The following is a 14,094-nucleotide window of genomic DNA, read 5'->3' as shown; positions in this document are numbered from 1 at the left end:
TTAAGGTTTGCGTTATTGCTCATGGAATATGGCGACGTTGGTTTACGTCCATTTTTTACGCTGTAAATCATTATGACTGAAGCATTTCAAGCAAAATCATTCTTAAAAACCGTCACTTCATCACCAGGTGTTTATCGAATGTATGATAAACAGGATGAAGTGATTTATGTGGGTAAAGCAAAAGATCTTAGAAAACGTTTAACATCTTATTTTCGTTCAAACTTACCTAACGTAAAAACCCAAGCCCTGGTTAGCAATATTCATCATATCGATGTGACCGTCACCCACAGTGAAACCGATGCGCTTATCCTTGAAAATGACTATATCAAGCAATACATGCCAAAATACAATGTGTTGCTGCGTGATGATAAGTCCTATCCCTACATTTTATTGAGCCAACATCGACATCCTCGATTAGCATATCATCGTGGCACTAAACGCGAAAAAGGCCATTATTTCGGCCCTTATCCCAACGGCGGTGCAGTGCGTGAAAGTTTGAATTTGATGCAAAAATTGTTTCCGATCCGCCAGTGCGACGATGTGTATTACAAATCTCGCTCTCGCCCCTGCTTGCAATATCAATTATCACGCTGCAGTGCTCCCTGTGTCGGTATCGTGTCAGATGAGGATTACCAAGAACAAGTTAAATTGGCCACGCTCTTTTTACGGGGAAAAGATCAGCAAGTTATTAGCGCGTTAGTGGCTAAAATGGAGCAAGCAGCCATAAATATGGCCTATGAACAGGCCGCACAATATCGTGACCAAATTAGTGCGCTACGCAAAGTAAGCGAGCAACAAGAAGTGTCTAACGCGAAAGGCGATATGGACGTAATTGGGGTTCACTTTGCCTCCGGTATCGCCTGCTTTCATTTATTGTTTATTCGCGATGGCAAAATTTTTGGTAGTCGTAGTTATTACCCAAGCGTGCCAGTGGCCACTGAGCTGGATGAAGTCTTATCATCGTTTTTGGGGCAGTTTTACTTAAATGAAGATGTGCAACGCACCATACCCAAAGAAGTGATTCTCAGTCATGACTTTGATGGCATGGACGTCACTGCAGCGTCGATAGCGCAAGCACTGCAAAAGAAGTTTTCGATTAAAACTCAAGTACGTGGTGAGCGAGCCAGTTTTTTACGTTTAGCCGTCACCAATGCCACCAATGCAGTTGCCAGCAGGCTGTCGCACAAAAATACCATTGAGCAACGTTTTAGCTTGTTAGAAGAAGCGCTCGAGTTATCTTTTTCGATTCATCGTATGGAATGTTTTGATATCAGTCATACCATGGGAGAAAGCACGGTGGCATCTTGTGTCGTTTTTAATCGTGAGGGGCCACATAAAGCGGATTATCGTCGCTACAATATTACCGATATCACCGCTGGAGATGACTACGCCGCTATGGAACAGGTAATCAATAGGCGATTTGATAAAATTGATGACAGCGGCAAAGTGCCAGATATTGTGTTTATTGATGGTGGATTAGGTCAGTTACGCATTGCACAGCGCATTGTGGATGACAAGTGTGCCCATTTAATCAAACCACCGCTGCTTATAGGAGTGACAAAAGGTGAAGGGCGTAAAGCTGGACTTGAAACCTTTGTTGTTGGCGGAACAGAAGAAACCATCGATATTGCCAGTGACTCACCTGCATTTCATTTAATCCTGCATATTCGAGATGAGTCACATCGTTTTGCGATTACAGGGCATCGAAACAAACGGCAAAAAACACGTAATACCTCAACCTTAGAATCGATTGACGGTGTTGGTCCTAAAAGACGTAAAGCGTTGTTGCAACATTTAGGCGGATTGCAAGAAGTGAACAATGCCAGCGTTGCGGAATTGGCAAAAGTGCCAGGAATTAGCTTAGAAATGGCACAAACGATTCATGACACATTGCGAGGGGGCTAAAATTAAGGCAAGATTGGCGCTGCTTCTGAATAATTGGTCTATTTATGCCGTTTAATTTACCTATAGCATTAACACTATTTCGTTTAGTGCTTTTGCCAGTATTTATATTTTTCTTTTATCTTCCTTACACTTGGGCGCCTTTTGCCGCTGCATTTGTTTTTTGGCTAGCTGCAGTAACAGATGCTTTAGATGGTTACGCCGCAAGAAAGCTTGGCCAGTTAACCCGTTTTGGGGCGTTTTTAGATCCGGTTGCAGACAAAGTGATGGTGTCTACTGCCTTAGTGTTGTTGGTTCAGCAGAACGATAATATTTATTTAACCTTAGCTGCACTATTTATGATAGGTCGCGAAATTGTGATTTCAGCCTTGCGTGAATGGATGGCAGAAATAGGCAAACGTGGTGTGGTTGCCGTGTCGTGGATTGGCAAATATAAAACCGCCGCACAAATGGTGGCGATTGTCGGCTTAATTTGGCAACCCACGCCATTTTTAACCAATGTGGCCTATGTGTTGTTCTATGTGGCAGCATTGCTGACTTTTTGGTCGATGATAAGTTACATTTCAGCGGCTTGGAAAGATTTAACCGCTGAATAGCACATAAATACTTCAATAAGATTATTAAGTGCGCAAACGGTAAGTTTTAATAAAAACAGCAATTGACACGTGGGATGAAATCGGTAAAATGCACCCCCGTAGACAAGAGAGTAACAGCTAGAAAGCCTTAGCGCTTAAAGCCAGTTAATCAGATTTACGCGACATTAGCTCAGTTGGTAGAGCGATACCTTGCCAAGGTATAGGTCATCGGTTCGAACCCGATATGTCGCTCCAAATCCTTATTTACATTGTGGCGCGATGGCAGAATGGCTATGCTGCGGATTGCAAATCCGTCGACCTCGGTTCGACTCCGGGTCGCGCCTCCACTAAATTGCGTTTAATGGCTTTAATGTTAAAGCGGTTAAAACAACACTTTGCCCGAGTGGTGGAATCGGTAGACACAAGGGATTTAAAATCCCTCGCTGAATAAGCGTGCCAGTTCAAGTCTGGCCTCGGGTACCATTATTAGACTCACATTAATATTTATATCGAAATTGAGTGATGGATAAACAAGCCTCGACAACGCGTCGGGGCTTTTTTATGTCTGAAAAATACCTTGTTTTTTACGAGGTACTGAATTATTAACATCCCTCGCGCTCTTGATAAAACAGGCGTGCCAGCGCAAGTCTGGTCTCGGGTACCATTATTAAACTTGCTTGCAAGTGATGGATAAACCAGCCTCGACATTGCGTCGGGGCTTTTTTATGTCTGAAAAATACCTTGTTTTTTACGAGGTACTGAATTATTCACATCCCTCGCGCTCTTGATAAAAAAGGCGTGCCAGCGCAAGTCTGGCCTCGGGTACCATTATTAGACTCACATTGATATTTATATCGAAATTGAGTGATGGATAAACAAGCCTCGACAACGCGTCGGGGCTTTTTTATGTCTTTAATATTCCGATCACCGATTACCCATATCCTATATCCGATTTTTCACAAAAAAAAGCCTCAACAATCTGCTGAGGCTCTTTATGCGCGATAGAAACTTTGATACCAATCGTAATAAATAATTATTCATTCTAGCTTGTGAAAATGCTCGATAAAGTCTTTAAGTTTTTTTTGGTGTAAAACAAGTACTTATGATATGTTGTCTTGTTATTGTGCATTTTTCTTCGCTATTTCTGATCACTCATTTACTGTGGTTGCTATAACGCCATTAACTGCGGATAAAACTCATTATCTAATTGGGCGATTTCGGTTTGCTCTGTGAGTACCTCAGCTAAGATCTCATGACTGGTGAGTGGGTTGGCCAATACCACTCTAAACACAGTCGTGTGCTGTCTTTGATATCTTGCTGGGCGAATTCGGGTACGTGATACGAATGATTTACCTTGTTCGCGCTGATGCTTTTGAATGAATTGTGTTAAACCGTCTAACAGCTCATTAATTGTGGCAACTAGGGTAAAGTCGTTGTGGGTTATCGCTTCTTTAAGCTTTAACTGAACTGATTTAGGCACATACCTATACGTCAGTAAACACAGCTCAGGAGATGTGACTAATTCAAAATCATAATGCTGTTCAATGAGTTGAGCAAAATAACGCGCTTTCTCTAAGCTGTTATTAATTAAAATTTCATAGCCTTCACGGCCAATAATTTGTAGGCAAGCATGTACAAGCATTGCCATACCTGGGCGAGAGCCTTCTAAGGTTTGAGTGCCTAAATCTTTTGAGCCAACACGTAAAATATATTCAGCATGGTGCGCTATGGTGTGGGCCAATTCAGGATCTTTAAACAACACCATTCCAGCACCCATAGGGACATACATTTGCTTATGGGCGTCGATAGTCACTGAATCGGCTAATTCAATGCCTTTAAGTAAATGGCGGTATTTATTTGATAATAAACTTGCTCCTCCCCATGCTGCATCGACGTGAAAATGACAATCAAGTTCAGCGGCGAGGATAGCTAACTCATTTAGGGGATCAACACTGCCTGTTTCAGTTGTACCGGCAACGCCAACAATTGCCATGACTTTAATGTTTTGTTGTTGTAGTGCTAATGCCGCAGTGCGCATCGCATTGACATCGACTTTATTGTTTTCATCTGTCGGTATGCTGACGATATTATCTCGGCCAATGCTGAGTAAATCAGCCGCTTTACCTAATGAATAGTGGCCCCGCTCAGAGACTAAAATGGCTAAATCATCATAACCATAATACCGCAGGGCTTTAAGCATGCCTTCACGCCCCACACCTTTAAAATCACCATCAGCCTTTAACACGCGGTTACGGGCTATCCACAGCGCAGTAATATTGGCTACAGTCCCACCTGAGCAAAATGCCCCTAATGAGTTATTCGCGCTGTGCATCCACTGCTGATAGAAATGCTGGTCTTGGCCATAGGTCAAATGGTGCATCATGCCTAAAACCTGACGCTCTAGCGGGGTAAAGGCTTTTGAGGTTTCGATTTTAACTAGATTTTGATTCAGTCCCACCATCATTTTCGATAGGGGCAATACAAAATAGGGCAGTGCAGATGTCATGTGGCCAATAAAGCTCGGTGCAGAGGTATGCACTGAGTGAGCCACTAAGTTTTGCATAATTTCATCTGTGTAATCAGATACAAAGCGCGGCTTCGCAGGAATTTCAAATGCTTGAAAATCTGTTTCAATTTCAGATAACGGTTTTTCTAATGCGGCAATGCTGTTTCCTAAAAAACCAGCTAGATCTTGCGACAGCTTTTGTTCAATGATGCTTAAAGTTGAATTGGCATCTTCTGGCACGGTAAAAATGCGCAGTAAACTTTGCTCAGATGCATCTGCTTGACGGGGGGAGTTTGAGGTCATTTAGGCTTGCCGTAATAATAAAAAAGCGCCCCAATGAGTATAAAACCGTGCCTTAAACATGGCTTATTCTCATTGACGGAATAAGGCGCTAACTTTACTTTATGGCTTAGCTTGCTTCAAGTTTTTATCGCCACTGATATCGTGATTGAGTGACATGCTGAGCTTCATTAATGCCGCTATGTTTGCCGAAGTGTTGGTTAGATTGATTGCGGCCTGTGACAGCACTTGATCCAATGTGGCAATTCCAGGAATAATCGGAAATATTGCCGTCATCCCTTGCTTGATCATCGCATCGGCATTATCGCCCAAACAACCTGCTATGCCGATGACAGGAACATGGTATTGCTGCGCAGTTTGTAATACCCCCATAGGCGTTTTACCAAATACTGTTTGGCCATCAATTCTGCCTTCGCCAGTAATGACCAGTGTCGCTCCCTTACATGTGTCAGCTAATCCTACCGCATTTGCCACTAAGGTTACCCCTGGACTGAGTTGACCTTTCAAAAATGCCACTATGGCAAAGCCCATACCGCCAGCCGCCCCCGCACCGGGTAAATGGTGAAGGCGATCATTATTCCAATGTGGATGAGCAATTTTAGCAAAGTGATTAAGTGCACCATCAAGCTGTGTGACCATCTCGCTAGTTGCGCCTTTTTGCGGGCCAAAAATGGCTGACGCACCTTTGGGGCCGCATAAGGGATTATCAACATCGCAGGCAATATCAAATTGGCAATCTTTCAGGTGAGGGTGACATTGAGTATCATCTATTGTCGCTAAATCGATTAACCCGGCACCGCCATCATCGATGGCGGTGCCGACATGATTTAGTAACGAAAACCCCAAGGCCTTTAGCATGCCTGCGCCGGCATCATTAGTGGCGCTGCCACCTAGTCCTATAATGATGTGCCTGATCCCACGGTTGAGTGCATCTATAATTAGCTCGCCCGTCCCATAGGAGCTGGTTATTAGCGGATTGCGCTCATTGCGTGCAACTAAATGCAAACCCGATGCAGCGGCCATTTCGATAACAGCTGTCTTAGTTCCCGAGGTTGTTGCGCCTAAAATGCCATAAAAAGACGGGATAGCGTTTCCTAAAGGTCCTCGAACATTTAAATGAATGATCTCACCTCCAGTAGCATCGACCATGGCTTGAACCGTACCTTCACCGCCATCGGCCATGGGCACTTTGCGATAATCAGCATCAGGAAACACCTGTTTCAACCCTTGTTCAATAGCTTCTGCCACTTGCATTGCGGATAAACTTTCTTTAAAGGAGTCTGGGGCGATGACAATTTTCATATGGGGTCTCATTACTGATTTACAATAACACTAGGCTAAGAAGATAAACGACAATCATTGCAGTAACGCCTTGAATTAAGGTTGCCATCGTTTGTGCTCTATATGCCTGTTTAACACTCATTCGGCTAAATTGAGTTACAACCCAGAAGAAGCTGTCGTTGGCATGGGAAACGGTCATTGCTCCGGCACCTATAGCCATAACAGTTAATACTCGTCCCATCTCACTAGCTAGGCCAATATCTCCCAACAAAGGTGCCACCAATGCTGATGTGGCAACTAATGCAACCGTTGATGAACCTTGAGCGGATTTTAGCGCAGCGGCAACAATAAATGGCATAAAAATACCTATGCCCAGTGCTGATAGGCTGCTACCTAAATAGGTACCAATCTCGGAGGCTTTTAGTACAGCACCAAAAGCACCACCTGCGCCAGTAATCAGTAAAATCGGTGCGGCAACGACCAAGCCTTGGCTGATGCGTTCACTAAACTCTTTCACTTTTTCATCGGATGTTAAAAGGGGTAATGCTAAAGCTAACCCTATCATTAATGCGTTTATGGGCTGACCTAAAAACATTAATGTCGTAAACAGAAATTCTTCACCAACGGGTTTTGATGGGAAGTTGGCAATAGAACCTAAACAAATAAATAAAATAGGAATAAAAATAGGGGCAAAAGCTTTTATTGGGCTTGGTAGCGTGCCATAGCTTTTTTTCAGTTGCTCATAATCTTGTTGCTGAAGCATATTGAGTTCTTCTGCACCTTCACCTTCTGGTTGCTCGTTCGCAAAACGATTTGCCCATATCATGCCTGCGAATGCAGCAATTGCAGCCACAAACACCCCAACAGCAATGACTAATCCAAGCTGTGATTCCAAACCTAAATTACCCGCAGCGGCAATCGGACCGGGTGTAGGAGGAACAAAGGTATGCGTGGCATAAAGACCCGTAGCAAGTGCGACGCTCATCGATACGCTTGATACTTTCATTCGATTGGCCATTGATTGTTTTAGTGAATTTAGGATCACAAAGCCTGAGTCGCAAAATACTGGAATAGAAACAATATAACCAATAATAGACATAGTTAATGTGGGAAAACGTCGGCCTAATAATTTGATCACGACATCAGCCATTGTGATCGCAGCGCCACTTTTTTCAAGAATAATACCAATAATGGTGCCAAGTACGATAACCAGCCCTATGTAACCTAATATCCCACCAAATCCAGAGGAAATGGTTTTTGCTATCTCTCCACTAGGTAACCCGTAAGCAAATGCCGCAATAAACGAGGCAAGAATTAAGGTAAGAAAAGGATGGAGTTTAAATTTAGAGGTCGCGATGACAATAAATGCGATGACTCCGATTAGGATCAATATCATGCTCATGGTGTAGGCTCTTAGTTATTTTAGTGTATCTACCGAGGGTGGTTTATTATTCTTCAAATATCAGCAGAATACTTTGTGCCTAAGAACAAGATAATAGATTAAATATCACCTTTAAATTGTGCAAATGCACAAGTCGCGGGGTGTGAATGCGGATTATCCTGATGTGTGAATTAATTGGCCTAAATACAAGCTAAGTAAGCCCTGAAATTGATGTAATTCGATACCGGTGATTTGGGTGATTTTGTCCAATCTATACCTTAATGTATTGCGATGAATAAACAGACTTTCTGCGCAGGATTTTTGATTGCCAAGATGGGTAATATAGGCGGCTAAGGTTTTTTGTAATTGCTGATTTTTGTCGACTTTGACCAGCTTTAAATAAGGCGCAACTAAAGAATCTCCGCGCCAATGGTGGCGAAAATCGGCCATTAAAATTGGAATGCTGTAATTCTCATAAAGGTATTTTGACTGATTAGGGTGAATTTTTTTTCCAATGGCCAGCGTTTCTTGAGCAGTACAATAAGAGTGGGCAATACTTAATTGATCCGTAAAATAATGACCTAAAGCGATGGCAATATTTACCTGCATATTGGCAGGGATCCGCTGCATTAATTTATCGATGCGTTGGCTCTCAAGTTCAGGGTCCCATTGTTTTCCATCCAGAAAAGCGGGCTTTAAAATCACTAATTGCGTGAGTGATGTCATTGCAATTAAATTGTCCCTATCAGGGTTTTGTAGGAGATACATTATTTGTTTTAAGGTTTCACTGTGTTGGTGTTGCTGCTGATTAGGAATGATCTCAATAATTGCAACTACCCGAGGTTTATCAAGATTGATATCAAGTTGTAATGCCCATTGCTTTATGCTTGGAAGGCTCGATTCATCAGCTTTAATCAGTTGTAAAATAAACTCTTCTTTTTGACGATTTTGCCATTGCAGTTGTTGTTGCAACGTGGCTTGCTCGACAATGATTTCTGCGGTCATTTTTAGTAACTCACCGAATTGTTTGATGCTTTCGGGTTGCCCTGTAATGCCGATAACCCCAATAATTTCACCGTGATAATGTAGTGGTAAGTTGAGGCCGGGTTTAACACCATGCAAACTGGAAGCGACCTCTTGATTAATGGCCACATCTCTATTTTGACTGATCGCCAGTAATGCACCTTCGTGTACCGTATCAATGCGGAACTTATCTCCCGAACCTAAAATGATACCCTGTGCATTCATCACATTGATGTTATGCCCAATGATTTTCATAGTACGATTAACAATTTTCTGCGCTATGGCATGATTAAGTTGGAACATGAGAATGCGATTTGATTAGGGGGGAGTTCTGCATTTTATGAGCATTTGCACAAATTGTATATGCCAGTAATGTAAAGCAATTATTGTGGCTTTGTGGGCATAATCAGCCGTTTAAAAAGCATAAATTCTTTCAATAGAGGACTTGAATCAAATTAATCCCCCATGTCTCGCCCCTAAGGCTGTCAATTTATGCTAGTATAAGCCGCTAATTTTTGTGCTTTTTTAATTAACATGAGTCGTTAAATTAAATAACACGGCTTGTTAAATTAAGCACTCCTCGTTTTTTATGGGAGACATTATGTCTATTAAGACAAGTATCAACCCGCCAGTATTTTTCTCTTCAGTTATTCTTATCGCTTCAATGGTTTTGTTATGTGCCATAGTGCCGACAGAAGCTAGCCAATTCTTCAAATCAGTTCAACACTGGTTAGAAGTCAAAGCGGGCTGGATGTATATATTAGGCGTTGCAATTTTTTTAGTGTTTATCATTTTTGTGATGATGAGCCGTTTTGGCGACATTAAATTGGGGCCTGAACATGCGGTGCCCGATTACAGTTATAAAAGTTGGATAGCCATGCTGTTTTCTGCCGGTATGGGGATTGGATTGATGTTTTTTGGCGTGGCAGAGCCGGTAATGCATTACTTGGCTCCACCGGATGCAACACCTGAGTCTATTCAAGCGGCGAAAGAAGCATTAAAGATCACCTTTTTTCACTGGGGGATCCACGCCTGGGCCATTTATGCTGTAGTGGCGCTATCTCTGGCGTATTTTTCTTATCGACATAAGTTACCCTTACTGCCACGCTCAGCGTTATATCCACTGATTGGTGATAAAATTTATGGACCTATCGGCCATGCGGTAGATACTTTTGCGGTATTGGGTACCATGTTTGGCGTGGCGACCTCATTAGGTTTTGGCGTGTTGCAGATAAATTCAGGGCTGAGCTATCTTATCGACGGTTTGCCTAACAACACCACAGTGCAGGTGGGGTTGATTATCATCATTACCGCAATCGCCACGTTATCGGTATTTTCTGGTTTAGATAAAGGCGTTAAACGTTTAAGTGAGTTAAACCTCGGCTTGGCATTTTTATTGATGTTATCGGTGCTATTACTTGGACCGACGGTGATGTTACTGCAATCTTTTGTACAAAATACCGGTGGGTATTTGAGTGATATTGTCGGTAAAACCTTTAATTTGTATGCCTATGAGCAAAAAGATGATTGGATTGGTGGCTGGACCTTGTTGTATTGGGGCTGGTGGATTTCATGGTCACCATTTGTCGGTACCTTTATTGCCCGTGTCAGTCGCGGAAGAACGATCCGTGAATTTTTAATCGGGGTATTGTTTGTTCCTTCTGCTATTACATTTTTATGGATGACGGTATTTGGTAATACGGCAATTGATGCCATCGCAAATCACGGTGCGACTTATTTATCTGATGCGGTCTCCAGTGATGTCTCGGTTGCATTATTTAAGTTCTTTGAGCATATGCCATTCTCGACGCTATTGTCGGTAATTGCAGTGTGTTTGGTGGTGACATTCTTTGTGACATCCTCTGACTCAGGCTCATTGGTGATTGATAACCTCACCTCAGGTGGCGATAACAATGCCCCTGTGTGGCAGCGGATATTCTGGGCGGTATTACAGGGCGTTGTTGCATCGGTGTTATTGGTGGCTGGTGGATTACAGGCACTGCAAACGGCAGCGATAGCCAGTGCAATGCCATTTTTACTTGTCATGTTATTGATGTGCGCCGGCCTGTACAAAGCGTTAAAAGATGATTGGCTTAAAATTAACAGCGTTCAATCTCATAACACCAGCGTGCAATATGTTAAAGCTAATATGACCTGGCAAGACAGGCTTGATGTTTTGGTGTCGATGCCGACTCGAGAAGATGCACAAACCTTTATCGATAGCATAGCGCAACCCGCCTTAAAAGAAATGAGGACAACTCTGATCAGTAAAGGGCTGCAAGCGGACATTGTATTTAAAGATGAACGGGTGCGCTTGGTGATAGGGCCAGACGACCCATTATCTTTTGTGTACGGTCTGCGCTTACGGGCGTTTACTGTCACAGGTACCACCGAAGAAAATATCGATTCCGAGCAGTCATATTATCGCGTTGAAGTGTTTTTAGAACACGGTGGTCAGCAGTACGATGTAATGGGCTACACTCAAGATCATATCACTGCTGATATTGTGACCCAATATGAACGCTATCTGCATTATTTACATTTATCCCATGCGGAACTTGTCGATTAATTGCTGAGAAATAATGCACATTTGTGCTTTAGCCAAACAAATTCATTGCCCCAAGTGATAAGCCTTATTATCCTTGGGGTAATTTTTTCGTGTTGAGGTTAGGGCAAACATGGCTGGCGAGAGCAAATTAGACAAAGTATTGGCAGAGGCAAGAGAGTACAAAGCCAAACGTGAAACGGGGTATCGTGAACAGGCGTTGAAGCTTTACCCTTGGGTTTGTGGCCGCTGTACTCGCGAGTTTACCCATAAAAACTTAAGTGAGTTAACGGTACATCACCGAGATCATAATCATGATAATAACCCGTCCGATGGCACTAATTGGGAGCTGTTGTGTTTGTATTGCCATGATAATGAGCATTCGCGTTTTGAAGAGCTGATCCGATACGGCAGCACCACAGAAACTAAGCAGGAAGCCGCAACCTATAATCCGTTTGCCGATCTTAAAGCGATGATGAAAAAATAGTCTTTATAGGCTGATGGTCCACACTTCAACCTAAGCCATTGCTGCCGTTGAAGTGTGCTAAGTGACTTTGGTTATGGAGCAAAATCGCAGGAGGACTGAATGACTATTCTACTCTATGTTACTTATTTCCAGCCTTGGATCCACTGTTGACTATCGGTTAATTGTTGCCAGTCGATTGCCATAATGCGTTTGGACATCACCGCTTCTATCTCGCAGTTAATCACCACATTATTTTCATCAAACTCAATCTCAGTGACCAAAAAGTGTTTCTCTTTATTGGTCGGTTTTACCGCTGTCCACTTACTGTTGAGTAACTTGGCTGGATTAATTTTATTCATCGATACACCTGAGTAATGCTGGTGATAACTTAGGTTAAATAAGCCTTTTTTCCGCCTCAAGCCATTTAGCTCTAGACAATGTCTGGCAATTTTCGCTATCTAAAAATTGTGTTTTACGGGCATCAAGCTGATCCCAAATATGTTTTTTTTGCTCGTCAGTGGCGGATGACCAAGCCACTATCTCATCAATATGGCGATAGCAGCCCATGCAATAATCATTTTCATTTAAGCCACATCGGGCAACACAAGGGGAGTGCATTGACATTTACCTATTTGTTATACGTGTATCATCGGGTTATTGGTCAATATTATCATGTTTAAAATTGAGCTGTTACAATTACGCTTATTCAATTGAGAGTGTTTTATTTCATCATGACTGAACAGAATCAGGTTACTGCGCCCAGTACACCTTTAAATACAAATGCTGCTTTAGGGCAAATGGGTGGTTCAGAACAATATTCTCAAACCGCCTATGCACAGCGTCTGTGCCAATTATCAAATTTACTCACTGCGACCCAAGACTTATGGCAAGTGGTAGCCTTTGATTGTGATCAATTTCCTTGGCAGCAGCGCTTTCCTTTACTGGCGGAAAAAGTGGCTCAATTAGCGGATGAAGATATCGATGCGCTTGATAATGACTCATCACGTTTGTTGGCGGAATTAGTGCCATCACTTGAGCAAGATATGCAGGCGCTGTCTGACTCTCATATCGCTGATTTGTTGCCTCTGCTCGGGGCTAGCATGAATCAACATCTTGCTACTGCAGCCGAGGTACCTAAAGATAATGCAGAATTAAGCCATTTTAGCGCCCACATCAAGGGGCGTAAGTGGCAACAAATTACAGCGTTTACCGCGCAGGTATTTAACCATGATGACAGTCAGCTTCCAGTGCTTGAGTGGTGCGCAGGTAAAGGGCACTTGGGCAGATTAATTGCCAAAACCCAACACCGTAACGTGACCAGTTTAGAATGGCAGCAAGCCCTTTGTCATCAAGGTCAAACGTTTGCCGATAAGTGGCAACTGGCGCAGCAATTTGTGTGTGCAGATGCGTTTGCCGATTTAACCCAAGACCATACAGCGTCGCCAATTAAACAGTTCCAGCATGCTGTCGCCTTACATGCCTGTGGTGACTTACATGTTCGATTACTTCGCTTAGCCTCTATGACGGGAACGGAAAAACTGTCTATTTCTCCCTGTTGCTATCATTTGATCCAAAGCCGTTTTTATCACCCCCTCTCGGCTGGTGCCAAAGCGGCGCGTTTTCAGCTGTCACGTCATGATCTACAACTGCCACTACAACAAAGTGTGATTGCTAGTGAGAGGCAAAATGCACTACGTAAACAGGAAATTATGTGGCGATTAGGCTTTGACAGTTTGCAGCGCGCAGTGCGTCAGTGCGATGAATACTTACCCGTACCCACCATAAAGCAAAGCCAGTTAAGTGGCAGTTTTAAAGATTTTTGTCGCTGGGCCGCAACGGAAAAACAGCTAGTGTTGCCAGATGATGTGATTTATGGCAACTATCTTCAGCAGGGACGTATACGTCAAAAGCTGACCCAACGAATTGACTTAGTCAGGCACCTATTTAGACAAGCGCTAGAGCAATGGTTATTACTCGACAGAGTTTGCTTCTTAATTGAGCAGGATTACCATGTAAAGTTGACTGAATTTTGCTCAACTAAAATTACCCCAAGAAATGCCTTAATCCATGCAGAGAAAATACATTTGGTTTAATTTTTACTATTAAGCTTTTGTT

Annotated in this window: 11 protein-coding genes and 3 tRNA genes; 8 read left to right on the top strand and 6 right to left on the bottom strand. The window is 42.9% G+C overall.

Features of this window, described 5'->3' with window-relative positions:
• Positions 1-72 precede the first annotated feature (72 nt).
• From uvrC to OHT75_RS01280, 5 genes are all read left to right on the top strand, one after another.
• Positions 73-1,905, top strand: a complete 1,833-nt coding sequence (gene uvrC, locus OHT75_RS01300; protein WP_264724572.1) for an excinuclease ABC subunit UvrC — start codon at positions 73-75, stop codon at positions 1,903-1,905.
• 44 nt (positions 1,906-1,949) lie between these two features.
• Entirely contained in the window at positions 1,950-2,498 is a 549-nt protein-coding gene (gene pgsA, locus OHT75_RS01295; protein WP_261299452.1) for a CDP-diacylglycerol--glycerol-3-phosphate 3-phosphatidyltransferase, read from the top strand.
• Between the two features lie 158 nt (positions 2,499-2,656).
• Positions 2,657-2,732, top strand: a tRNA-Gly gene (locus tag OHT75_RS01290).
• An 18-nt stretch (positions 2,733-2,750) separates the two neighbouring features.
• Positions 2,751-2,824 (top strand) — tRNA-Cys (locus OHT75_RS01285).
• Between the two features lie 50 nt (positions 2,825-2,874).
• Positions 2,875-2,960, top strand: a tRNA-Leu gene (locus OHT75_RS01280).
• 685 nt (positions 2,961-3,645) lie between these two features.
• Here OHT75_RS01280 and panP read toward each other — a convergent pair.
• From panP to OHT75_RS01260, 4 genes are all read right to left on the bottom strand, one after another.
• Positions 3,646-5,286, bottom strand: coding sequence for a pyridoxal-dependent aspartate 1-decarboxylase PanP (panP, locus tag OHT75_RS01275; protein ID WP_264724570.1), 1,641 nt, complete (start codon positions 5,284-5,286; stop codon positions 3,646-3,648).
• A gap of 99 nt (positions 5,287-5,385) precedes the next feature.
• Complete coding sequence (locus OHT75_RS01270; RefSeq protein ID WP_264724569.1) at positions 5,386-6,585, bottom strand: glycerate kinase; 1,200 nt, start codon at positions 6,583-6,585, stop codon at positions 5,386-5,388.
• Positions 6,586-6,604: 19 nt separating this feature from the next.
• Complete coding sequence (locus OHT75_RS01265) at positions 6,605-7,966, bottom strand: GntP family permease (protein WP_264724568.1); 1,362 nt, start codon at positions 7,964-7,966, stop codon at positions 6,605-6,607.
• A gap of 153 nt (positions 7,967-8,119) precedes the next feature.
• Positions 8,120-9,271: a sugar diacid recognition domain-containing protein gene (locus OHT75_RS01260; protein WP_264724567.1), complete on the bottom strand. Its 1,152-nt coding sequence runs from the start codon at positions 9,269-9,271 to the stop codon at positions 8,120-8,122.
• Positions 9,272-9,569: 298 nt separating this feature from the next.
• On the opposite strand from OHT75_RS01260, the gene OHT75_RS01255 reads away from it, so the two are divergent.
• Together OHT75_RS01255 and OHT75_RS01250 are read left to right on the top strand one after the other, a co-directional pair.
• Positions 9,570-11,537 (top strand): BCCT family transporter, encoded by a 1,968-nt coding sequence (locus OHT75_RS01255; RefSeq protein WP_264724566.1) that lies wholly within the window; start codon positions 9,570-9,572, stop codon positions 11,535-11,537.
• 109 nt (positions 11,538-11,646) lie between these two features.
• Positions 11,647-12,000 carry a YajD family HNH nuclease gene (locus OHT75_RS01250; RefSeq protein ID WP_264724565.1) on the top strand — a complete coding sequence of 118 codons (354 nt, stop codon included), beginning with the start codon at positions 11,647-11,649 and terminating at the stop codon, positions 11,998-12,000.
• 122 nt (positions 12,001-12,122) lie between these two features.
• Here OHT75_RS01250 and OHT75_RS01245 read toward each other — a convergent pair whose 3' ends face one another.
• Positions 12,123-12,338, bottom strand: coding sequence for a TIGR02450 family Trp-rich protein (locus tag OHT75_RS01245; protein WP_264724564.1), 216 nt, complete (start codon positions 12,336-12,338; stop codon positions 12,123-12,125).
• 34 nt (positions 12,339-12,372) lie between these two features.
• Positions 12,373-12,597, bottom strand: coding sequence for a DUF1289 domain-containing protein (locus OHT75_RS01240; protein ID WP_264724562.1), 225 nt, complete (start codon positions 12,595-12,597; stop codon positions 12,373-12,375).
• Positions 12,598-12,776: 179 nt separating this feature from the next.
• Here OHT75_RS01240 and OHT75_RS01235 point away from each other — a divergent pair, with 179 nt between their 5' ends.
• Positions 12,777-14,072, top strand: a complete 1,296-nt coding sequence (locus OHT75_RS01235; RefSeq protein ID WP_406681941.1) for a methyltransferase — start codon at positions 12,777-12,779, stop codon at positions 14,070-14,072.
• Positions 14,073-14,094 lie beyond the last annotated feature (22 nt).

Source organism: Shewanella subflava (assembly GCF_025971955.1).
GTDB lineage: Bacteria > Pseudomonadota > Gammaproteobacteria > Enterobacterales > Shewanellaceae > Shewanella > Shewanella subflava.
Note: the sequence above shows the minus strand (reverse complement) of the source record. Positions and strands in the feature narration are given on the sequence as shown.

What these genes read in the sequence shown, in the direction of transcription:
- uvrC (WP_264724572.1), top strand. Translation starts at nt 73, where the DNA reads ATGACTGAAGCATTTCAAGCAAAATCATTCTTAAAAACCGTCACTTCA.
- OHT75_RS01260 (WP_264724567.1), bottom strand. Translation starts at nt 9,271, where the DNA reads ATGTTCCAACTTAATCATGCCATAGCGCAGAAAATTGTTAATCGTACT.
- OHT75_RS01255 (WP_264724566.1), top strand. Translation starts at nt 9,570, where the DNA reads ATGTCTATTAAGACAAGTATCAACCCGCCAGTATTTTTCTCTTCAGTT.
- OHT75_RS01235 (WP_406681941.1), top strand. Translation starts at nt 12,777, where the DNA reads ATGGGTGGTTCAGAACAATATTCTCAAACCGCCTATGCACAGCGTCTG.
- OHT75_RS01245 (WP_264724564.1), bottom strand. Translation starts at nt 12,338, where the DNA reads ATGAATAAAATTAATCCAGCCAAGTTACTCAACAGTAAGTGGACAGCG.
- panP (WP_264724570.1), bottom strand. Translation starts at nt 5,286, where the DNA reads ATGACCTCAAACTCCCCCCGTCAAGCAGATGCATCTGAGCAAAGTTTA.
- pgsA (WP_261299452.1), top strand. Translation starts at nt 1,950, where the DNA reads ATGCCGTTTAATTTACCTATAGCATTAACACTATTTCGTTTAGTGCTT.
- OHT75_RS01265 (WP_264724568.1), bottom strand. Translation starts at nt 7,966, where the DNA reads ATGAGCATGATATTGATCCTAATCGGAGTCATCGCATTTATTGTCATC.
- OHT75_RS01270 (WP_264724569.1), bottom strand. Translation starts at nt 6,585, where the DNA reads ATGAAAATTGTCATCGCCCCAGACTCCTTTAAAGAAAGTTTATCCGCA.
- OHT75_RS01240 (WP_264724562.1), bottom strand. Translation starts at nt 12,597, where the DNA reads ATGCACTCCCCTTGTGTTGCCCGATGTGGCTTAAATGAAAATGATTAT.
- OHT75_RS01250 (WP_264724565.1), top strand. Translation starts at nt 11,647, where the DNA reads ATGGCTGGCGAGAGCAAATTAGACAAAGTATTGGCAGAGGCAAGAGAG.